A 19,199-nucleotide genomic window follows, 5' to 3' on the forward strand; every position below is an offset into this window, starting at 1 on the left:
TGCAATGAGCCTAGCGGAAGCCGGGTGAGGGGAGATCGGCCGCATCCGGACTATCTCCCCTGCGCCGCTTGGGGGCTGGCAAAGGGGCCGATTTGTGCCATGTACTAGCCATCCTTTCCCAACGATTGCGAATGCCATGTCCTCCGCCGCGCCGAAGACCGAAACCGCCGACATTCTTCTCGCCGAGCTGATTCCGGCCTGCCGGATGGCCGTCGAGGCCGCCGACCGGCTGACCGACGCCGCGATGCGCACTGTCGGCGCGCGGGTCGCCCCGGACGGCAAGATCAGCAGCGCCCTGCTCGACCAGGAACAGCTGGCGGTGCACGGCATCTCCTGGCTGGCGACCTATACGGAGGCGCTGCGCCAGATGCTGGGCTGGGCCGAGCGGCTGGAGGCCCAGGGAGCCTTGCGCGAGTTCGAGGCGCTGATCCTGCAGGCGGCGTTCGGCGAATATCTGGCGCAGATCGAGGGCGGCATCGCGATTTCCCAGGTGGAAATCGTGCGGCCGCGCGATTTCGGGCTGGAAGTGGAGGATCTGTCGGCCTTCCGCACCGCCGAGGTCACGGCGCTGATCGCGGCGGGCAACACCAACGCCACCCGCCAGCGCCTGGCAGCACTGATGGAAGACGGGCTGTCGAGCGGCGATTTCGGCGCGCTGGGCTTCGATGACGAGATGCTGGAGATGATGCGCGACCAGTTCCGCCGCTTCGGCGCGGAGAAGGTAACGCCCCATGCCCATGAATGGCATCTGAAGGACGAGCTGATCCCGCTGCCGGTTGTCGAGCAGATGGCAGAGCTGGGCGTCTTCGGCCTGACCATCCCGGAAGAGAATGGCGGCCTCGGCCTCGGCAAGATGGCGATGTGCGTGGTGACGGAGGAGCTGTCGCGCGCCTATATCGGCGTCGGCTCGCTGGGCACCCGCTCGGAGATCGCCGGCGAGCTGATCCGTCTGGGCGGCACGCCGCAGCAGAAGGAGCATTGGCTGCCGAAGCTGGCCAGCGGCGAGATTCTGCCGACCGCCGTGTTCACCGAACCCAATACCGGATCCGACCTCGCCTCTTTGCGCACCCGCGCCGTGCGCGAGGGCGACGCCTATGCGATCCATGGCAACAAGACCTGGATCACCCATGCCGCGCGCACCGACATGATGACCATTCTGGCGCGCACTGGTTCGCCCGACAGCGGCTATAAGGGCCTGTCCATGTTCCTGGCGGAAAAGCCGCGCGGCACGGAGGAGAACCCGTTCCCGGCCGAGGGCATGACCGGCGGCGAGATCCATGTGCTGGGCTATCGCGGCATGAAGGAATACGAGCTGGGCTTCGACGGCTTCCAGGTAAAGGCGGAGAATCTGCTGGGCGGCATCGAGGGCCAGGGCTTCAAGCAGCTGATGGCGACCTTCGAGAGTGCCCGCATCCAGACCGCCGCGCGCGCCGTCGGCGTGGCGCAGAACGCGCTGGAGCTGGGCCTGGCCTACGCCCGCGAGCGCGTGCAATTCGGCCGGCCGATCTACGCCTTCCCGCGCGTCTTCGGCAAGCTGGCCTGGATGGCGGTGGAGACCATGATCGCCCGGCAGCTGACCTATTTCGCGGCGCGCGAGAAGGACAGCGACCGACGCTGCGACATCGAGGCCGGCATGGCCAAGCTGCTGGCCGCTCGCGTCGCCTGGTCGAACGCCGACAATGCGCTGCAGGTGCATGGCGGCAACGGCTACGCGCACGAATACCCGATCAGCCGGGTGCTGTGCGACGCCCGCATCCTGAACATCTTCGAAGGGGCCGCGGAGATTCAGGCCCATGTCGTCGGGCGCGGGCTGCTGTCGCGCCGGCTGGAAGGGCGGAACTAGACCGCCTCCAGCTCCCCGACCCGCAGGCAGCGGACGATCTGCCCGTCGCGTACCGCCACCGGCTCCGGCGTCACCGTCTGGCACTGGTCGATGGCATAGCGGCAGCGCGGGGCGAAGGGGCAGCCGGCCGGCAAATTCGCCAGGTCCGGCGGCGAGCCGGGGATGGTTTCCAGCCGCGCGCCCTTCTGCAACGCGCCATGCGCGCGCGAGCGCAGCAGGCCGATGGTGTAGGGATGACTGGGGTTGCGGATGATATCGCGCACCGCGCCGGTCTCGACGATGCGGCCGGCATACATGACCGCGATGCGGTCCGCCACCTCGACCGCCACGCCGATATCGTGGGTGACGAAAATCACCGCCAACCCCAGCTCGCGCTGCAATTCGCGCAGCAGCAGCAGAATCTGAATCTGCACCGTCGCGTCCAGCGCCGTGGTCGGCTCGTCGGCCAGCAGCACCTGCGGCCGGCAAGACAGCGCCAGGGCGATCATCGCCCGCTGCCGCATGCCGCCGGACATTTCGTGCGGATAGGCGTCCAGCCGGCGCTCCGGCGAGGGAATGCGCACCCGCTCGAACAGCTCCAGCGCGCGCTTTCGACCCTCGGCATGGCTGACACCCTCATGGATCGCCACCGCCTCGGCGATCTGCTGGCCCAGCGTATAGACCGGGTCCAGCGCCAGGGCCGGCTCCTGAAACACCATCGACAGGGTCTTGCCGCGAAATTGCTGAAGCTGCTTGCGGTTCAGCGCCATCACATCCTGCCCGTCGACGCGGATGGAGCCTTCCACCCTGGTCTTCTTCTCCGGGTTCAGGCGCATCAGCGCGCGCAACGTCACGCTCTTGCCGGACCCGGATTCGCCGAGCAGCGCATAGGTCTCCCCGGCGCGCAGCTCCAAATCGACGCCATTGACCGCGCGGATCGGGCTCGGGCCGCCCATGAAGCTGACGGTCAGGCCGCGGACCTGGACGAGGGGCTCGCTCATGACGCCTCCGCCTTGCTATGGCCGGAGCCGGGTTCATGCATCAGGCAGGCCGCCAGATGGCTGGGGCCACCCTCGGGACCGACCGGGTCGAGGGCTGGAACCCGGGTGCTGCAAACCGATTCGGCGAAGGTGCAGCGCGTATGGAAGCGGCAGCCGGTCGGCGGGTTGATCGGGTTCGGCGGATCGCCGGCAATCGGCGCTTCCTCGGTGCGGTGGTCAGGGTCCATGGACGGCATCGAGCGGGTCAGCGCCGCCGAATAAGGGTGGGCGGCCTTGTCGAACACCGCCCCGGCCGGGCCGATCTCCGCCATCTTGCCGAGATACATGACCGCCACCCGGTCAGACATGAAGCGCACCACGTTCAGATCGTGACTGATGAACAGATAGGTCAGCCCGAACTCCTCCTTCAAATCGAGCAGCAGGTTCAGCACCTGCGCCTCGACCGACTTGTCGAGCGCGGAGACCGCCTCGTCCAGGATCAGCAGGCGCGGCTGGAGCGCCAGCGCGCGGGCGATGTTCACCCGCTGGCGCTGGCCGCCCGACAGCTCGTGCGGATAGCGCCCGGCGAAACGGCTGGGGTCAAGCCCCACCCGGTCGAGCAGTCCATGCGCCCGGTCCACCGCCTGGCGCGCCTGCACGCCATGCACCTGCGGGCCGAAGGCGATGGAAGCCTCCACCGTCAGTCGCGGATTGAGCGAGGCGTAACTGTCCTGGAACACCATCTGCACCTGGCGGCGGAATTCCCGCATCGTCAGCCCGCCATCGCCGACCGTCTCGCCATCGAAGATCAGCGTGCCGGCATCGGGCTCGATCAGATGCATCAGCAGCCGCGCGGTTGTTGACTTGCCGCAGCCGGATTCGCCGACCACGCCCAGCGTCTCGCCCTTGAGGATTTCGAAATCCACGCCATCGACGGCGCGCACCATCGCCTTCGCGCCGAACAGGCTGCCCTTCACGGCGAAATGCTTCACCAGCCCGCGCACCGTCAGCAACGGCTGGGCGGGCCCGCCCCGGTCCAGGGGAGCGGCGGCGCTCATTGCTTCACATCCATGGCGGATCGCAACCCGTCCGACAGCAAATTGAAGGAGATCGAGGTGATGAAGATCATCGCCCCCGGCAAGGCGGCTACCCAGGGCTGGGTATAGATCGCGGTGCGCAGCGTGTTCAGCATCAGCCCCCATTCCGGCTCCGGCGGCCGCACGCCGAGGCCCAGGAAGGACAGGCCCGAGGCCAGGATCATCGAGACCGAGATCAGGCTGGTGGCATAGACGAAGATCGGCCCCAGCACATTGCCCAACACATGCACGCGCACGATGGTGAAGCCCGGCGCGCCGGAGGCCCGCGCGGCCTCCACATAGTCGCGGTTGCGTACCTGGGTGGTCACCGATTCGGCAACGCGGGCGATGGGCGGGATGAACACCACGGACAGCGACACCAGCGCGTTGGTCAGCCCCGCGCCCAGCGCGCCCGACAGGGCCACCGCCAGCAGCACCGAGGGGAAGGCGTAGAAGATATCGATGGTGCGCATGGCGATGGTGTTGAACCAGCCGCCCAGATAGCCGGCCACGATGCCCAGCGTGGAGCCCAGCCCGAAGGCGATGATGACCGGGGTGACGCCCATCAGCAGCGACATGCGCGCGCCATAGATCAGGCGGGAGAGCATGTCGCGCCCCAGCTCGTCGCTGCCCAGCGGATAGCCCTCGGTGCCGATCGGCCGCAGCCGCCGCAGCATGCGGCCGGAGAACGGATCGGCCGGCACGATGTAGGGCGCGAAGACCGCCATGAGGATCAGCGCCAGCACCACCGCGCCGGCGATCATCGCCACCTTGTCGCGCCTCAGCCGCCGCCAGACGGAGGCCCAGTAGCCTTCCGAGCTTTCGATCGCGCTGGGCATGGCGTCGGCGCCGAATCGCAGAAGGGCCATCGGTCAGCTCCGCTGGATACGGGGGTCGAGGAGGCTCTGCACCAGATCCACGATCAGGTTCAGCAGCACGAAGAACAGCGCCAGCACCAGGATCGTGCCCTGCAACAGCGGCAGATCGCGCTGGAAGATGGCGGCGTTCAGCAAGAAGCCGGTGCCGGGCCAGGAGAACACCGTCTCGATCAGGATCGAGCCGCCCAGCAGATAGCCCAATTGCAGGCCCATCACCGCCAGCGCGGTCGGCGCGGCGTTCTTCACCACATGCAGGAACACGCCGCGCTCGCCCAGCCCCTTGGCGCGCATCGCCTGCACGAAATCCTGCGACAGGATGTCGGCGACCAGCGCGCGGATGGTGCGCGCGATAATGCCCATCGGGATCACCGACATGGTGATGGCCGGCAGGATGAGATGGCGGATATGCGCCCAGTCAGGCGTCCATTCGCCCGATCCGCCGGGGCCGGCCCCGGTCGGCGGCAGCCAGTTGAGCTGCGAGGAGAAGATGATGACCAGCACCATGCCGAGCCAGTAATGCGGCACCGACACGCCGAATACGGACAGGGCCGAGGCGGTCTTGTCGATCCAGCTTTCGCGGTAATAGCCGCCGACGAAGCCGAACAGCAGCCCGAAGAAGAAGCCGATCACCGTGGCCACGGTGGCTAGGATCAGCGTATTCACCACGGCGCGCAGCACCTCGGTGGTGACCGGCCGGCCGCTGGCGATGGAATTGCCCAAATCGCCGTGCAGCGCGCGCCAGACCCAGCGCAGGAACTGCTCCCAGTAAGGGCGGTCGAACCCGTAGATGATGAGAAGCTGCTGCTTCAGATCCTCCGAGGCGTCCGGCGGCAGCACGGAAACCAGCGGATCGCCCGGCGCCAGATGCACCAGCAGAAAGCAGACCAGCGACACGCCCACCACGATGGGAATGGTGTAGACGATGCGCTTCGTCAGATAGACCAGCATCGGCGGTCACCCGGCGTCGGAAAGGAGGATAGCGGCGAGGACGGGACGCCGCCGGCACAGGCGACGCCCCGTTCACGACAGGCTTTAAGGCTGGATGTCCATCGGCGCGATGTCGATGAACCAGCTTTTCGGCTGCACCACGCCGGTCACCTTCGGCGACATGGCGCGCGGCCCCACATCGTGCGCGATCCACACGAATGGCGCTTCCTCGACAATGCGGGCATGCAGCTTGGCGAGCGCCGCGTCGCGTTCGGTGCCGTCGAAGCTGGTGCGCGCGGCGGCGATCAGCTTGTCGAACTCGTCATTGCCGAAATAGCCCCAATTGTTGGAGACCGGCGGGAAGGTCTTGGTGGAGGTGAAGCGCACCATGGCGAAGAACGGGTCCATCGCCGCGAAGGAGACGTTGATGGCGTTCGCCCCGCGCGCCGTGGTGGCGTCCTTCGCCCCCACGCGCCAGTTGGTGAACAACGTGTTCCACTCGATCACGTCCAGCTCGACGTCGAAATAGCATTCCTTCAGGCTCTGCTGGACATACTCGTTCATCGGGATCGGCTGCATCTGGCCGGAACCGGAGGCGGAGGTCTGCACCTTCACCTTCAGCGGCTTGGAGTCGGAGAAGCCGGCCTCGGTCATCAGCTTCTTGGCGGCGGCGGGGTCGTACTTGATCTCGAACTTCGGATTGCCCCACCAGGGATGGCCCGGCGGCACGGTGCCCTTGGGCTCTTCCATGAAGCCGTTCAGCAGCTCCTTCATCTCGGTGCGGTTGATGCACAGATTGGCGGCATGGCGCACGCGCTTATCCAGCCAGGGCGAACCCTCGACGAAGGAAAGCTGCCACGGCCACACATGCGGCTGGGCGTTGGCGTAAATCTTGAAGCCGCGCTCCTTGATCTGCGGCACCGCGTCGGGGGCCGGCGCTTCGATCCAGTCGACCTGGCCGGACAGCAGCGCGGCGGTGCGGGCATTGGCTTCCGGCAGCGGCAGCAGCACCACCTTGTCGAGCTTCGGCGTGCGCTTGGGATCCCAATAGCCGGCGTTCTTCGCCAGCTCCAGCCGCTCGCGCGGCGCGAAGCCGACAACCTTGAACGGGCCGCTGCCCGACGGGTCGGCGGCAAAGGCGGTCCAGGCCTGCGCGGCGCGCTGCTTGGCGTCGGTCACGTCGGCCGGCACCGCCTTCAGCTTCGCCTCCCAGTGGGCCGGCGAGGCCATGAACAGGTTGGTCAGGTTGATCGGCAGGAAGGAATCCGGCTCCGAGGTGGTCAATTCCACCGTCAGATCGTCGATCTTCTTGGCCGAGCGCAGCGTCGGCATGCGCGAGGCGGTGACGCCGACCTGGCTCTGGTCGAAATGCGGCGCTTCCTTGTCCAGCACCTTCTGGACGTTCCAGACCACGGCATCGGCATTGAACGGCGAGCCGTCATGGAATTTCACGCCCGGGCGCAGCTTGAACACCCATTTGGTCTTGTCCTCCGCAGCCGCCCATTCGGTGGCCAGGCCCGGAATCAGCACGGACGGCGCATCGGCCTTGGACAGATCCCAATGCACCAGCGCGTCATAGATCGGGATGCCGGTGAAGCGGTTGCCCTCGAAGCCCTGGTCGGGCTGGCCGAGCGTGCGCGGAATATCGCCGGCGGTCATGCCGATGCGCAGCACCTTTTCCGCCTGCGCGGCGGTCGAATTCAGCAGCATGCCGGCGGCGAGGGCGACGGTGCCGGCCAACAGCAAAGAGCGGTAGGTTTTTATCATTGTGCAGCCTCCTGAAACGCAACCCAGAACCTGCAAAGTCGCAAGGGCCATGCCAGGGACGCGAAATACCGCGTTGCCTGTCGCGTTAAAGGATAGCGCTAATCAGAAGGGGAAAGAATGCCTATAATTTGAGCAGTGCATGCATTTTAATGCCCAACTCCACGCCGCCCAGGGCCGCCGCCTTTATCCAGCAGCGGCCCTGGGAGAGCCCTATGCCGCGCGGGGGAAATTGCCGGCGCGCGACAGCATGCCCGGCATGGTCTTTTCCAACACGCCGGACAGCCATTTGGCGGTGTCGATCAACTCCTCCAGATCGACGCCGGTTTCCACGCCCATGCGGTTCAGCATGTAGACGACGTCCTCGGTCGGGATGTTGCCCGTCGCCCCCGGCGCGAAGGGGCAGCCGCCAATGCCGCCGATCGAGGCGTCGAATCCCGACACCCCCGCGCGCAGCCCGGCCACCAGATTGGCGATGCCGGTATTGCGGGTATTGTGGAAATGGCAGCGCAGCGGGATGCCCGGCAGCGCCTCGCGCACGGCCGCCACCTTGGCCTCGATATCGGTCGGCACGCCGACGCCGATGGAATCGGCCAGGATGATCTCCGACGGATTTTCCTTCGCGCCCTCGCGCGCCAGGTCGACCACGCGCTGCACCGGCACCTCGCCTTCGAACGGACAGCCGAAGGTGGCCGCCATGGTGAAAGTGGCGGTCTTGCCGGCAGCGCGCGCCATCGCCGCCACCTTTGGCCAGCCGGCCAGCGTATCGGCGGTCAGGCAGCCCTGGTTGGCCATATTATACTTGTCGGTGGTGATGACGACGTAGTTGATCTCGTCCACGCCCGCGGCCACCGCGCGCTCCGCCCCGCGCACATTCAGCGCCAGACCGATATACTGGATGTCCGGGCGGCGCGGCACGGCGGCCATCACCGCCTCGGCATCGGCCATCTGCGGCACGCGGTTGGGGTTCACGAAGCTGGTCGCCTCGATGCGCTTGATGCCGGCGGCGATGGAGCGGCGAATCAGCTCCAGCTTCTGCTCGGTCGACAGGATTTTCGCTTCGTTCTGCAGGCCGTCGCGCGGCGAGACCTCGACGATGGTGGTCGATGTGGGCTGCACAGCATCCTCTCCTGATATTTCGTTATTGCATACAAAATTGACGATATGGCGGATATGATAACGGATATTGACGCGGCATCCACTATAATTGTATGCAACTTACATGAATGTCGCCACACCCGCCAAAGGGGCCCGCGCTGTCGAGCAGGCCTATGATTATCTAAAGAACGCCATTCTATCGGGCGAATTCGCCGCGCGCATGCATCTGCGCGAGGGCGCCATCGCAACCCAGCTCGGCCTCAGCCGCACGCCGGTGCGCGAGGCGTTCCGCCGGCTGGGCGCCGAGGGCTGGCTGGAGATCACGCCGAACGCCGGGGTGAAGGTGGCCGAATGGTCGCCGCGCGACATCGAGGAAGTGTTCGAGGTGCGCATGCTGATCGAATCGCGGGTCGCCGGCCGCGCCGCCCAGCGCGCCACCGAGGCGCAGATCGAGCGCCTGCGCGCCCTGGCCGAGCAGATGAGCGCGATGGCCGACTGCCCGGTCGACCAGGTGCTGGACGAGCGTTCAACCGTGAATGCCGAATTCCACGAGCTGCTGGTCGAGGCCGCCGGCAGCCAGCGGCTGAAGCGCCTGCTCGACCTGGTGGTCGAGATACCGATGGTGAAATGGGTGTTCGGCAGCTACCAGCCGGCGGAAATTCGCCGCAGCGCCGCCCACCATCACGAGATCGTCGCCGCCCTGGAAGCGCATGACGCCGAATGGGCTAGTGCCGCGATGAAGAGCCATATCCTGTCCGCCCATCATGCGGTGATGCGCCGCCTGCGGCAGCTGGATAGCGCACCGAACCAAGACCAATAGCGAGGAAACGATGGAAGTGAAATCCGGCCCCTTGGCCGATCTGCGCGTGGTGGAAATGGGGCAGCTGATCGCCGGACCGTTCTGCGGCCAGCTGCTGGCCGATTTCGGCGCCGACGTGGTGAAGATCGAGCAGCCCGGAATCGGCGACCCGATGCGCGAATGGGGCCGCGAGAAGGCCCACGGCAAGACGCTCTGGTGGCCGTTGATCGCCCGCAACAAAAAGTCCGTCACCTGCAATCTGCGCGTGCCCGAGGGCCAGGCCATCGTGCGCGAATTGATCGCCAAGGCCGATATTCTGATCGAGAATTTCCGTCCCGGCACGATGGAGCGCTGGGGCCTGGGCTATGAGGAACTGTCGGCGATCAACCCGCGCCTGATCATGGTGCGGGTCTCCGGCTACGGGCAGACCGGCCCCTACTCCCAGCGTGCCGGCTATGGCGCGATTGGCGAGGCAATGGGCGGGTTGCGCTATGTGATCGGCGATCCCTCCACCCCGCCGTCGCGCGCCGGCATCGCCATCGGCGACACGCTGGCCGCCATGCATGCCGCCTTCGGCGCGGTGATGGCGGTGAATGCCCGCCATCGCACCGGGCGCGGCCAGGTGGTCGACAGCGCGATCTACGAGGCGGTGCTGAATTTCATGGAAAGCATCGTCATCGAGTACGACAAGACCGGCTATATCCGCGAGCGCACCGGGCCGATCCTGCCGAACATCTCGCCCAGCAACGTCTATCCGACTGCCGACGACCAGCAGATCCTGATCGGCGCCAACCAGGACACGGTGTTCAAACGCCTGGCCAAGGCGATGGGCCAGGCCGAGCTGGGCGACGATCCGCGCTATGCCACCCACGGCGCGCGCGGCCAGCACCAGCAGGAGCTGGACGAGATCATCGCCCGCTGGACCGCGACGGTGAACGCGACCGAGCTGCTGGACCTGCTGGAGGAGAGCGGCGTGCCGTCCGGCCGCATCTACCGCGCGCCGGAAATGCTGGAGGACGCGCATTTCAAGGCACGCAACGCCATCGTGCGGCTGATGCATCCGGAATTCGGCGAGGTGGCGATGCAGAACGTCGCCCCACGCCTGTCCGACACGCCGGGCTCGGTGCGCCATTGCGGGCCGGAGCTGGGCCAGCATACCGAGGAAATCCTGACGGGCGAGCTGGGCTACAGCGCCGAGAAGATCGCCACCCTGCGCACGGCCGGCATCGTCTGACGCCACCGGCTGCCGTAACGGAAAAGCCCGCGGCCTTTCGGTCGCGGGCTTTTTAGCGCTTCCCTTGTCATTGCCGGGCTCGACCCGGGGGTGACAGCCCCCCTAGAACAGCTGGAAGGGGATGTAGAGCACGATCTGCGGCAGCAGGTAGATCAGCAGCACGCTGCCCAGCATGATGAAGATATAGGGCAGCACCCCGCTGACGACGGTGCTGAGCTGCGCCTTCGCCACCGCCTGGATGACGAAGAGGTTCAGCCCCACCGGCGGCGTGATCAGCGCGATCTCGATCAGCAGCACGAAGAAGATGCCGAACCAGATCGGGTCGACGCCCAGCGCCAGCACGGTCGGGAACAGCACCGGCACCATGATCAGCAGCATCGACAGGCTTTCCAGGAACAGGCCGATCACCAGCAGGATGCCGGTCACGATCAGCAGGAACAGCCATTGCTCGGAGACATGCGTGTCGACCAGCGCCGAGACCATGTTGGGAATCTGGTAAAGCGTGATCGCCTTGCCGAAAATCTTGGCGCCCACGACCACCAGGAACAGCACCACGGTCGTGCGGAGGGCCGATATCGTCGCCTCCACGGCGATCTTCCAGGTCAGCGTGCGCAGGATGACGCCGGTGATCAGCAGCGCCATGATGAAGCCGATGGCGGCCGCCTCGGTCGGGGTGAAGATGCCGGCATAGATGCCGGTGATGATCACCACCGCCAGCAGGATCGTCGGGAAGGCGCGGATGGTCGATGCGCGCCGCTCCGCCCAGCTCGCCCGGCCAAGCCTGTCGTAATTGCCGGTATACATCGAATGGCCGACGACGAAGACGCCGAACAGCACGATCAGCAGGATGCCCGGGCCGATGCCGGCCAGGAACAGGCTGCCGATGCTCTCTTCGGTGATCACGCCATAGACGATCAGCGGAATCGAGGGCGGGATGATGATGCCCAGCGTGCCGCCGGCCGCCAGCAGGCCCAGCGTGAAGTTGCGCTTGTAGCCACGCGCCGTCATCTCCGGCACCGCCACCGTGCCGATGGTGGCCGCCGTGGCGACGGAGCTGCCGCTGATCGCCGAGAAGATGCCGCAGGATAGCAGCGTGGCGACGCCCAGCCCGCCCGGCCAATGGCCGACCCAGCTCTGCACCGCCTGGAACAGATCCTTACCGACCCCGCCGCGCAGCAGGATGTTCGACATCAAAAGGAACATCGGCACCGAGAGCAGCACGAAATTATCGACCGCGCTCAGCATGTTCTGCGCCACCATGATCAGCGGCAGGCCGTGCGCGATCAGCATCACCGTGCCCATCGACATGAGCACGAAGGCGACAGGCAGACCGCTGAACAACAGCAGCAGAAGCCCGCCTAGAATGAGGAACAGCGTCACTTATGCATCTCCTCTACCCGGAAGACCGGGGCTTCCTCGAAGGGCAGTCGGATCAGGTTGAGGAGCGCCTGGACGGCCAGCAGGGCGAAGCCCACCACCACCGGCAGCTCGACAATCCAGTTCGGCAGGGCCAGCATGGTCGGCTGCCGGCGGCCGAGCGCGATGGAATCGCGCACGATATCGCTGCCCAGCACGACGACCAGGATCGAAATGGCGATGATGACGACAAGCGAGAACGCCTCCGCCAAGCGCCGGCCGTTCGGCCCGAGAAGCCCGATGACGGCGGTGATGCGGATCATCTCCCCGCTTCGCAGCACATAGGCCAGGGCGAAATAGGTGAACCAGACCTGGAAGGTCACGGCGTAGTCGTGAATCCAGATGGTCGGCGCGTTGAAGAAATACCGGGCGCAGACCTCGTAGGACAGGATCAGCCCGGTAGCGAAAAGCAGCCCGGCGCTGAGATAGCCGAGCCAGTCGGATATCGCGCCGCAAACCGCGCCAATCCGTCCCATGGAAACCTCCTGGAAGGAGAACGAGAAAAGCGGCCCCGTCACGAGGGACGGGGCCGTATCGGTGCTATTGCAGCTTGCGCAGCTCGTCGACGAGCTTCTGGCCGGTCGCGCCGGAATCCTTGATGAAGGCCTGGACCGAAGGCTCGGCCGCCTTCTTCCACAGGGCAAGCTCTTCGGCGGTCAGGTTGATGACCTTCATCTTGGTGTTGGCGGTGAGCCACTTCTCGGCCTCGATATTGGCCTTTTCGGTGTTCTCGCGCATCTTCATCTCGGCGGCCTGGGCAGCCTTGGTGATCCACGCCTTCTCCTGGTCACTCAGCTTCTTCCAGGTCAGCTCGCTGATGACGATAAGGAATTCGGTATGGGCATGGTTGGTGATGGTGATCGAATCCATCACCTCGTAGATCTTGCGGCTCTTGGTGGCCGTGGTGCCGGTCATGCCGACATCGACCGTGCCGCGCTGATAGGCGATGAACTGCTCGGACCCGCCGACCTTGACCGGCGAAGCGCCCAGCGCATTGATGAAGTCGCCCGACGGCTTGCCCAGCACGCGGACCTTCTTGCCCTTGATGTCGGCCGGGGTGCGGATTTCGCCGCGCCGGGCCAGCAGCTGCACGGCGCCGTAATCCTGGTACCAGAGCACCCGCGTGCCGGTGGCCAGAATCTCGTCATCGATCAGCTTGCGCACCGGGCTGGACGGATCGACCGCCTTCGCCAGGGTCTTGTAGTCCGGGAACATGAAGGCGACGCTGAACACGGCGGCCGACGGAATCGTGCCGGCATATTCGTCGATCAGCACCATGCCCATGTCGATGGCGCCGGAGGAGACCGCCTGCGGCACCTCGTTGCCCTTGTAGAGCTGCGCCGAATCATACACTTCCAGCTTCAGCGCGCCGTTGCTCTCCTTCTCCATCTGCTCCTTGAAGAACAGGACGTTCTGGCCGAGCTCGTGATTGGTGGCGATCTGCAGCGTGATGCGCAGCGTGCGCTCCGCCATCGCCTGGCTGTAGGAGCCGATGGCCAGGGTCACGGCCATGGCGGATGTGAGCAGTAATTTTTTCATCGATGGTCCTCCCTAATGTCCGCCTTTATGGCGGGTTGTTCGTGCTGTACCGGCGAAAGCCGCCTCAGGGCAAGAACTCCCTGGGGTCGGTCAATCGGCCATTCACGGCGCTGGCCGCCACGGTCGCGGGCGAGCCGAGATAGATTTTGGCATCCCTGTTGCCCATCCGGCCCAGGAAATTTCGGCTGGAGGATGCAATGCAGACCTCCGTTTCCGCAAGCACGCCTTGATGGATGCCCGCGCAGGCCCCGCAGCCCGGCGTGGTGACGACGCAGCCGGCCTCGACCAGCGTCTCGATCACGCCTTCGCGCAAGGCCCGCCGATAGACTGCCTTGGAGGCCGGGGTGACGATCATCCGCACGCCCGGCGCCACCCGCCGGCCCTTCAGGATTGTGGCGGCAGCCGCCAGATCCTCGAAACGCCCGTTGGTGCAGGTGCCGAGGAACGCCTGGTTGATCGCCAGCTTCTCGACATCGCCGACGGCATGCACGTTATCCACCTTGTTCGGCGCCGAGAGCATCGGCCCGACTTGCGACAGGTCGATGGTGTGGCTGGCGGCATAGCGCGCATCCGCATCCGGCTGCGGCATGTCGCCGACCTCGATGCCAAGGGAGGCGTAATGCGCGCGGGTAACCTCGTCGCCCGGCACCACGGCGAATTTCGCCCCCATCTCGATGCCCATGTTGCACAAGGTCATGCGCTCCGGGATCGACAGATGCGCCAGCGCCGGCCCGTGATACTCGACCGAGCTGTAGAGCGCGCCGCGGGCCGAGATGCGCTGCAGGATCGCCAGCACGATGTCCTTCGCCGAGGAGCCGGGCGGCAGCTTGCCCTCCAGCGTGATCTTCACCGATTCCGGCACCCGGAACCACAGCTTGCCGTGCGCCCACAGATAGGCCATCTCGGCCACGCCGATGCCGCAGCCGACCGCGCCGACCGCCCCGATGGTGCAGGTATGGGAATCGGTGTTGGTGACCATGTGGCCCGGCCGCACGAAGCCCTGCTCAACGGCGATCTGGTGCGAGATGCCCTCGCCGACATCGAACAGCTTGTCGATGCCGAACTTGGCGCACAGCTCCCGGCCGATGCGCTGCACATGGGCGTGCAACGGCGTGTCGGCCGGCGAGTAGTGATCGTAGAACAGCGCGATCCGACTGGGATCGGCGATCTTATGCACGTTGTGCAGCTTGAAATAGCGGTCGACCAGGCCGATGCCGTCATCCAGGCTGAAGGTCCAGTCCGGCCCGATCTCGACGAATTCGCCCGCCGTCACCGGCCGGCCGGCCAGCCGGCCCATGATCTTCTCAGCCAGCGTGTGCGGCATGGTTGCCTCCCGTTTTCTGCGCATGCGCCGCCCACAACCCGCCCGCCGTGAGGATCGCCAGCAACTCCGCCGACAGCGGCGTGAATGCCAGCATCCGCTCCCCCACCCGCGCGCCGCCGGCTTCCAGATCGACCTCGACCTGCTCGCCATCCGCCACCGCGTCGGCCAGCTCCGGCGAGACGATCACCGGCAGGCCGGTATTGATCGAGTTGCGGAAGAAGATGCGGGAGAAGGATTTCGCGACGACCAGCTTTACCCCCGCCCCGATCAGCGAGGTGACGGCATGCTCGCGCGACGAGCCGCAGCCGAAATTCCAGCCGGCCGCCAGCACGCCGCCGGCGCACACCTGGTCGCGGAAATCCGCGCCCAGCGGCTCGAACAGATATTTCGCCTGCTCCTTCGGGTCCAGGATGGCGAGATAGCGGGCCGGGAAGATGATATCGGTATCGATATCGTCCCCGATGGTGGTGACCGTGCCGGAAACTTTCATGGCGCTCAGCTTCCGGGCGCGGCGTATTTGCGGTCGAACTCCCACACTTCGGGGAAGCCGATCACCTCGTTGAACTTGGCGAAATCGTAGATCGGCGTGGTGTTTTCCTTGCCCGCCGCGAGATCGTTGAAGGCATCCTCCAGCGCCTTGGCCGCGGCTAGGAAGCCCAGCCCCGGATAGATCGCCACGCCGAAGCCCAGCTCGACCAGACGTTCCTTCGGCAGGATCGGCGTGCTGCCGCCATGCACCAGATTGATCAGCGTCGGCTTGTCGAAGCGCTTGGCGATCTCCGCCATCTCCGCCTCGCTCTCCGGGCTTTCGATGAAGATGATGTCCGCGCCCGCCTCGGCATAGGCCTCGCCGCGCCGCAGCGCCTCTTCCAGCCCCAGGCCGGTGCGCGCGTCGGTGCGCGCGATGATCAGGAAATCCTCGGAGGAACGGGCATCGCTGGCGACGCGGATCTTCTGCGCCATGTCGGCCATCGGAATCACCCGGCGGCCCTTAGTGTGGCCGCACTTCTTGGGGAATTCCTGATCCTCAAGCTGGATCGCGGAGACGCCGGCCTTCTCGTAGCCGCGCACCGTGTGATGCACGTTCAGCAAGCCGCCATAGCCGGTATCGGCATCGGCGATGACCGGCTTGGAGGTGCCCGCCACGATGCGTTCGATGCGGCCGACCATGTCGGTATAGGTGGCGATGCCGGCGTCCGGCAGGCCGAGATGCGAGGCCACCGTGCCATAGCCGGTGACATAGATCGCGTTGGCGCTGGTGCGGTCGGCGATGCGCGCCGAGATCATGTCGTAGACGCCGATGCCGGTGACGAACTCGCCACGCTGCAATATCTGCCGCAGGGTACCCATGCATTTCCTCCGTTACGGCCGTTTCGCGGCCGCCGACCGGTTGTGATGCCGGAGGAGGATACGATTATCGGCCTTTTTTGTCATACAATCTTGGCTTACAATCAAATTATCATCTTCTTGTGTCAACCGGAAACTGACGGGAAGATGCCGCGAGAGCCGTCACCAAGCCGAGGACAGATGCAGACTGGGCCTTCCCTGACCGAGACCGAGGAGACGCCGGACGGGGCGACCGACTCCGTGCCGGCTGCCGGCAAGCGCGGCGAAGCGGTGGACATGGTGGTGCAGCAGGTTCGCGACGCCATCGTCTCCGGGCGCTATGCCCCCGGCCAGCGGCTGATCACCCGCGAATTGATGGCCGATCTGGGCTATGGGCGCGGCACCATCCGCGAGGCGCTGAGCCGGCTGGCCGCCGACGGGCTGCTCGACCTGGTGCCTAACCAGGGGGCGGCGGTGCGTCGTTTCACGCGCCAGGAAATGCAGGATCTGTTTCGCATCCGCGCCGTGCTGGAGGCGCTGGCGGCGGAGCTGGCGGCGGAGCGCATCGATGATCGCGACAACCGGCGGCGCTTCGAGGCGATGCTGGCCCAGATCGACATGAACGAAGCCGAATCGGAAGCCGGATTCTTCGGCAAGAACCTGACCTTCCACGACACCATCCTGAAGATCAGCGGCAACACGGAGTTACAGGGGCTGCTGTCGCGCATGCAGCTGCCCATCATCATGCTGCAGGTGCAGCACGCCATGCGCACCGACCAGTTCCAGCATTCCACGCGCGAACACCAGCAGATCGCCGAGGCGATCCTGGCGGGCGACACGAACGGCGCCCGGCAGTCGATGAGCGCGCATCTGCGCCGCTCCGGCGCGTGGGTGCAGACCTTGCCGGAAAAAGTGTTTCGCCACCCCCGTTAACAGGGCCATTAACAGAGCCCGTTGGCGGGAGCGGCCCGCTATTCCGCCGCGCGATCCTGCGCCGACATCCCGGTATCGACAAGCGCCGACCAGGCCTGCAGGGTTGCGCCGGCAATATCGACCAGCACCTCGCGTCCGACGCCGCTGGCGGCATGGACCGCCATGCCCTGGACCACGGCGGTCAGGAAGCGCGACAATGTGGCCGGGTTGGCGGTCGGCGGCAGGTCGCCCTCCCGCACGGCGCGCGCGAACCGTTCGGTCAGCGCATCCTCGCCGGCCTTGCGGCGGCCGATCAATTCCTGGCGCACCGCTTCCGACGCATCGGAACAGGACAGCGCCGCCTGCACCAGCATGCAGCCCGGCGGGTTTTCGGGATCGATATCGGCCGCGCCATACAGCATCGCCTCGGCGACGCCCCGGGCGGTCGGCGCGTTCAACACGCCGCACACGCCCGACATCTCGTTCATGTAACGGTCGAGGGCGCGGCGGAACAAGCCTTCCTTATTGCCGAAGGCGGCGTACAGGCTGGGCGGAGATATGCCCATCGCCTGGGTGAGATCGGACAGCGACGTGCCCTCATAGCCCTTGGTCCAGAACAGCTTCAGCGCCTGGTCCAAAGCCTCGTCCATATCGAAGGCGCGGGGTCGTCCTTTAGCCATGGCGATCCTCCTTTTCTTTTTTTAATAATCACTATATAAACCGCTTGACGGCCGCCGTCCAGTCGCATATCTGTATCATTCATTACAGAAATGGATGGGCAGCCGGCTCCATGACCGAGCCACCCCGCCATTCAGCGGACCGATGCCGGTCAAGGAGCTTTCATCATGAACAAGGGTACGCGGCGCCTTTTAGGCGCCGGATTCGTCATTGCCGCCCTCGCCGCCGGTGGCGGCCTGTTCGTCACGCAAGGCTGGCACAAGGCCTATGCCGACGCCGCCCCGCAGCCCGAGGCGCAGGCGCCCGCCCTGGTGCCGGTTTCCGTCGCCACCGCCGAACGCCGGGAAACCGGCCTGTGGAACGATTTCTCCGGCCGGCTGGAAGCGGTGGAGCGGGTGGAAATCCGCTCGCGCGTCACCGGCGCCGTCCAGGCCGTGCATTTCCGCGAGGGCGGGCTGGTGCAGAAGGGCGACCTGCTGATCACCATCGACCCCGCCCCCTACGCCGCCGCCGTCGCCCGCTATCAGGCCGAACTGGTGGCCGCCCAGGCGCGCGTCGCCCTGGCGAAGAAGGAGCAGGACCGCGCCCAGCAGCTGCAGCAGGCCAATCGCGGCACGATCTCGCAGAGCGTGGTCGACCAGCGGGTCAGCACCTATAACGAGGCCGTCGCCAATTTGCGCGCCGCCCAGGCCGGCTTGCAGACCGCGCAGCTCGACCTCGGCTATACCGAAATTCGCGCGCCGATCGCCGGGCGCGTCGGCCGGCTGGAGATTACCGTCGGCAATCTGATCGCCGCCGGCCCCGGCGCGCCGGTGCTCACCACCCTGGTGTCCGTCAGCCCGATCTATGCCAGCTTCGACGCCAATGAGCGCATCGTCAGCGAGGCCTTGCAGGAGCTGGCCGCGCAAGGCACGACCGATATTGCGCGCATTCCCGTGCAGATGGGCACCATCGGCAGCGCGGGCACGCCGCATGGCGGCAAGCTGCAGCTGATCGACAATCAGGTCGATGCCCGCAGCGGCACGGTGCGGGTGCGCGCCCAGTTCGACAATCCGCAGGGCCTACTGATGCCGGGCCAGTTCGTGCGGCTGCGCATGGGCGAGGCCAAGGCCGATTCGCTGCTGCTGGTCAGCGAGCGCGCCATCGGCACCGACCAGGACAAGAAGTTCGTCCTGGTTGTCGGCGCCGAGGACCGCGTCGCCTATCGCGAAGTGACGCTGGGCGCGGCGACCGAGGATGGCCTGCGCGTGATCGCCAGCGGGCTGGAAGCCGGCGAACGCATCGTCGTCAACGGCCTGCACCGGGTGCGCCCGGGCGTCCAGGTCGCCCCGCAAATGGTCAGCATGTACACCCAGCCCGCCGGCAATACGGCGGTGGCGCAGCGCTAAGCGCCACCGGCCGTCCAGACCGCATCGGCATTCGGGGA

Annotated in this window: 18 protein-coding genes; 5 read left to right on the forward strand and 13 right to left on the reverse strand. The window is 66.1% G+C overall.

Features of this window, described 5'->3' with window-relative positions:
• The first annotated feature begins 136 nt into the window (after positions 1-136).
• On the forward strand, positions 137-1,843 hold the full coding sequence (locus AUP43_RS16820) for an acyl-CoA dehydrogenase family protein (protein ID WP_067559816.1): 1,707 nt from the start codon (positions 137-139) through the stop codon (positions 1,841-1,843).
• Here the strand turns inward: AUP43_RS16820 and AUP43_RS16825 are convergent.
• From AUP43_RS16825 to AUP43_RS16850, 6 genes are all read right to left on the reverse strand, one after another.
• Complete coding sequence (locus tag AUP43_RS16825) at positions 1,840-2,823, reverse strand: ABC transporter ATP-binding protein (protein WP_067559818.1); 984 nt, start codon at positions 2,821-2,823, stop codon at positions 1,840-1,842. The two genes, AUP43_RS16820 and AUP43_RS16825, sit on opposite strands and share 4 nt — an antisense overlap.
• Positions 2,820-3,860 carry an ABC transporter ATP-binding protein gene (locus AUP43_RS16830; protein WP_067559820.1) on the reverse strand — a complete coding sequence of 347 codons (1,041 nt, stop codon included), beginning with the start codon at positions 3,858-3,860 and terminating at the stop codon, positions 2,820-2,822. Before AUP43_RS16830 ends, AUP43_RS16825 begins: the two co-directional genes overlap by 4 nt.
• Complete coding sequence (locus AUP43_RS16835) at positions 3,857-4,747, reverse strand: ABC transporter permease (RefSeq protein WP_067559822.1); 891 nt, start codon at positions 4,745-4,747, stop codon at positions 3,857-3,859. The genes AUP43_RS16830 and AUP43_RS16835 overlap by 4 nt, the downstream gene beginning before the upstream one ends.
• A gap of 3 nt (positions 4,748-4,750) precedes the next feature.
• Entirely contained in the window at positions 4,751-5,704 is a 954-nt protein-coding gene (locus AUP43_RS16840; RefSeq protein WP_067559824.1) for an ABC transporter permease, read from the reverse strand.
• An 84-nt stretch (positions 5,705-5,788) separates the two neighbouring features.
• Complete coding sequence (locus AUP43_RS16845; protein ID WP_067559826.1) at positions 5,789-7,450, reverse strand: ABC transporter substrate-binding protein; 1,662 nt, start codon at positions 7,448-7,450, stop codon at positions 5,789-5,791.
• A gap of 210 nt (positions 7,451-7,660) precedes the next feature.
• The gene (locus tag AUP43_RS16850; RefSeq protein ID WP_067559828.1) at positions 7,661-8,566 is read right to left on the reverse strand and encodes a hydroxymethylglutaryl-CoA lyase; all 906 of its coding nucleotides are present in this window, start codon (positions 8,564-8,566) and stop codon (positions 7,661-7,663) included.
• Positions 8,567-8,669: 103 nt separating this feature from the next.
• On the opposite strand from AUP43_RS16850, the gene AUP43_RS16855 reads away from it, so the two are divergent.
• Both AUP43_RS16855 and AUP43_RS16860 read left to right on the forward strand, forming a co-directional pair.
• Positions 8,670-9,365: a GntR family transcriptional regulator gene (locus AUP43_RS16855; RefSeq protein ID WP_067559830.1), complete on the forward strand. Its 696-nt coding sequence runs from the start codon at positions 8,670-8,672 to the stop codon at positions 9,363-9,365.
• A 10-nt stretch (positions 9,366-9,375) separates the two neighbouring features.
• Complete coding sequence (locus AUP43_RS16860; RefSeq protein ID WP_067559832.1) at positions 9,376-10,578, forward strand: CaiB/BaiF CoA transferase family protein; 1,203 nt, start codon at positions 9,376-9,378, stop codon at positions 10,576-10,578.
• A 102-nt stretch (positions 10,579-10,680) separates the two neighbouring features.
• Here AUP43_RS16860 and AUP43_RS16865 read toward each other — a convergent pair whose 3' ends face one another.
• From AUP43_RS16865 to AUP43_RS16890, 6 genes are all read right to left on the reverse strand, one after another.
• Complete coding sequence (locus tag AUP43_RS16865) at positions 10,681-11,958, reverse strand: TRAP transporter large permease (RefSeq protein ID WP_067559834.1); 1,278 nt, start codon at positions 11,956-11,958, stop codon at positions 10,681-10,683.
• Positions 11,955-12,470, reverse strand: a complete 516-nt coding sequence (locus tag AUP43_RS16870; RefSeq protein ID WP_067559836.1) for a TRAP transporter small permease — start codon at positions 12,468-12,470, stop codon at positions 11,955-11,957. The genes AUP43_RS16865 and AUP43_RS16870 overlap by 4 nt, the downstream gene beginning before the upstream one ends.
• Positions 12,471-12,534: 64 nt before the next feature.
• Positions 12,535-13,533 (reverse strand): TRAP transporter substrate-binding protein DctP, encoded by a 999-nt coding sequence (gene dctP / locus AUP43_RS16875; RefSeq protein ID WP_067559838.1) that lies wholly within the window; start codon positions 13,531-13,533, stop codon positions 12,535-12,537.
• Positions 13,534-13,597: 64 nt separating this feature from the next.
• The gene (locus tag AUP43_RS16880; protein ID WP_067559840.1) at positions 13,598-14,857 is read right to left on the reverse strand and encodes a 3-isopropylmalate dehydratase large subunit; all 1,260 of its coding nucleotides are present in this window, start codon (positions 14,855-14,857) and stop codon (positions 13,598-13,600) included.
• Positions 14,838-15,347 (reverse strand): LeuD/DmdB family oxidoreductase small subunit, encoded by a 510-nt coding sequence (locus tag AUP43_RS16885; protein WP_067559842.1) that lies wholly within the window; start codon positions 15,345-15,347, stop codon positions 14,838-14,840. The genes AUP43_RS16880 and AUP43_RS16885 overlap by 20 nt, the downstream gene beginning before the upstream one ends.
• Before the next feature lie 5 nt (positions 15,348-15,352).
• Positions 15,353-16,207 carry an isocitrate lyase/PEP mutase family protein gene (locus AUP43_RS16890; protein ID WP_067559844.1) on the reverse strand — a complete coding sequence of 285 codons (855 nt, stop codon included), beginning with the start codon at positions 16,205-16,207 and terminating at the stop codon, positions 15,353-15,355.
• Positions 16,208-16,384: 177 nt separating this feature from the next.
• Between AUP43_RS16890 and AUP43_RS16895 the strand changes: the two genes are divergently transcribed.
• Positions 16,385-17,116, forward strand: coding sequence for a GntR family transcriptional regulator (locus AUP43_RS16895; protein ID WP_067559846.1), 732 nt, complete (start codon positions 16,385-16,387; stop codon positions 17,114-17,116).
• A gap of 38 nt (positions 17,117-17,154) precedes the next feature.
• On the opposite strand, the gene AUP43_RS16900 is transcribed toward AUP43_RS16895, so the two are convergent.
• On the reverse strand, positions 17,155-17,775 hold the full coding sequence (locus AUP43_RS16900) for a TetR/AcrR family transcriptional regulator (RefSeq protein WP_067559848.1): 621 nt from the start codon (positions 17,773-17,775) through the stop codon (positions 17,155-17,157).
• A 165-nt stretch (positions 17,776-17,940) separates the two neighbouring features.
• Between AUP43_RS16900 and AUP43_RS16905 the strand changes: the two genes are divergently transcribed.
• Positions 17,941-19,161 carry an efflux RND transporter periplasmic adaptor subunit gene (locus AUP43_RS16905; RefSeq protein ID WP_067559850.1) on the forward strand — a complete coding sequence of 407 codons (1,221 nt, stop codon included), beginning with the start codon at positions 17,941-17,943 and terminating at the stop codon, positions 19,159-19,161.
• The last annotated feature ends 38 nt before the right edge of the window (positions 19,162-19,199 follow it).

It is taken from the genome of Oceanibaculum pacificum (assembly GCF_001618175.1).
In the GTDB taxonomy this organism is placed as follows: domain Bacteria; phylum Pseudomonadota; class Alphaproteobacteria; order Oceanibaculales; family Oceanibaculaceae; genus Oceanibaculum; species Oceanibaculum pacificum.

What these genes read in the sequence shown, in the direction of transcription:
- AUP43_RS16820 (WP_067559816.1), top strand. Translation starts at nt 137, where the DNA reads ATGTCCTCCGCCGCGCCGAAGACCGAAACCGCCGACATTCTTCTCGCC.
- AUP43_RS16825 (WP_067559818.1), bottom strand. Translation starts at nt 2,823, where the DNA reads ATGAGCGAGCCCCTCGTCCAGGTCCGCGGCCTGACCGTCAGCTTCATG.
- AUP43_RS16830 (WP_067559820.1), bottom strand. Translation starts at nt 3,860, where the DNA reads ATGAGCGCCGCCGCTCCCCTGGACCGGGGCGGGCCCGCCCAGCCGTTG.
- AUP43_RS16835 (WP_067559822.1), bottom strand. Translation starts at nt 4,747, where the DNA reads ATGGCCCTTCTGCGATTCGGCGCCGACGCCATGCCCAGCGCGATCGAA.
- AUP43_RS16840 (WP_067559824.1), bottom strand. Translation starts at nt 5,704, where the DNA reads ATGCTGGTCTATCTGACGAAGCGCATCGTCTACACCATTCCCATCGTG.
- AUP43_RS16845 (WP_067559826.1), bottom strand. Translation starts at nt 7,450, where the DNA reads ATGATAAAAACCTACCGCTCTTTGCTGTTGGCCGGCACCGTCGCCCTC.
- AUP43_RS16855 (WP_067559830.1), top strand. Translation starts at nt 8,670, where the DNA reads ATGAATGTCGCCACACCCGCCAAAGGGGCCCGCGCTGTCGAGCAGGCC.
- AUP43_RS16860 (WP_067559832.1), top strand. Translation starts at nt 9,376, where the DNA reads ATGGAAGTGAAATCCGGCCCCTTGGCCGATCTGCGCGTGGTGGAAATG.
- AUP43_RS16870 (WP_067559836.1), bottom strand. Translation starts at nt 12,470, where the DNA reads ATGGGACGGATTGGCGCGGTTTGCGGCGCGATATCCGACTGGCTCGGC.
- dctP (WP_067559838.1), bottom strand. Translation starts at nt 13,533, where the DNA reads ATGAAAAAATTACTGCTCACATCCGCCATGGCCGTGACCCTGGCCATC.
- AUP43_RS16880 (WP_067559840.1), bottom strand. Translation starts at nt 14,857, where the DNA reads ATGCCGCACACGCTGGCTGAGAAGATCATGGGCCGGCTGGCCGGCCGG.
- AUP43_RS16885 (WP_067559842.1), bottom strand. Translation starts at nt 15,347, where the DNA reads ATGAAAGTTTCCGGCACGGTCACCACCATCGGGGACGATATCGATACC.
- AUP43_RS16890 (WP_067559844.1), bottom strand. Translation starts at nt 16,207, where the DNA reads ATGGGTACCCTGCGGCAGATATTGCAGCGTGGCGAGTTCGTCACCGGC.
- AUP43_RS16895 (WP_067559846.1), top strand. Translation starts at nt 16,385, where the DNA reads ATGCAGACTGGGCCTTCCCTGACCGAGACCGAGGAGACGCCGGACGGG.
- AUP43_RS16900 (WP_067559848.1), bottom strand. Translation starts at nt 17,775, where the DNA reads ATGGCTAAAGGACGACCCCGCGCCTTCGATATGGACGAGGCTTTGGAC.
- AUP43_RS16905 (WP_067559850.1), top strand. Translation starts at nt 17,941, where the DNA reads ATGAACAAGGGTACGCGGCGCCTTTTAGGCGCCGGATTCGTCATTGCC.